We start from the raw sequence: 848 nt of genomic DNA on the forward strand, positions 1-848 counted from the left end.
GTCCTCGGAAACGCCGCTGTCGGCGCTGGCGCTGGCCGAACTCGGCGAACGCGCCGGCCTGCCCGTGGGCGTCTTCAACATCGTCACCGGCAAGGCTTCGACGATCGTCGGCCGGATGTGCGAAGATCCGCGCGTGCGTGCCATGAGCTTCACCGGCTCGACCGAGATCGGCCGGCTGATCGCCGCCCAGAGCGCGCCGACCATGAAGCGGCTGGTGATGGAGCTTGGCGGTCATGCCCCGCTGATCGTCTTTGCCGATGCAGATCTGGACAAAGCGGTTGATATCGCCATCGACGCCAAATTCGCCACGTCGGGCCAGGACTGCCTCGCCGCCAACCGCATCTACGTCCAGCGTCCGATCTACGATCGGTTCTGCGCCGCCTTCGCCAAGCGCATCGAGACGCTGCGGACCGGCAATGGCCTAGCCGAGAAGATCGACATCGGGCCGCTGATGCATGAGCGCGCCATCAAGAAGGTGGAGGAACAGGTCGCCGATGCCATCGCTCACGGCGCGCGCTGCCTCACCGGGGGCAAACGGCACCAGGCCGGCCCGCTGTTCTACCAGCCGACGCTGCTGGCCGATGTCAGTGACGAAGCGCTGATCATGCGCGAGGAGACGTTTGGCCCGGTTGCCGCCGTGACGCCGTTCGACAGCGAGGATGACGTGATTGCCCGCGCCAACGACACCGAGTATGGCCTCGTCGCCTATGTCGTGACCGAGAATGGTGGCCGGCAGCAGCGCATGGGCCGCGCGCTCGACTACGGCATGGTCGCCATCAACCGCGTCAAGATCACCGGCGCGCCGATCCCGTTCGGCGGCGTCAAGCAATCGGGCATCGGGCGCGAAG

The 848-nt window shown here is 66.6% G+C and carries 1 protein-coding gene; it reads left to right on the top strand.

Features of this window, described 5'->3' with window-relative positions:
• The coding region (locus ENZ75_RS35230; RefSeq protein WP_245481186.1) for an aldehyde dehydrogenase family protein at nucleotides 1-848 on the top strand (848 nt) is incomplete at both ends.

Source organism: Mesorhizobium sp. M7A.F.Ca.CA.002.04.1.1, assembly GCF_004022805.1.
Classification (GTDB): domain Bacteria; phylum Pseudomonadota; class Alphaproteobacteria; order Rhizobiales; family Rhizobiaceae; genus Mesorhizobium; species Mesorhizobium ciceri.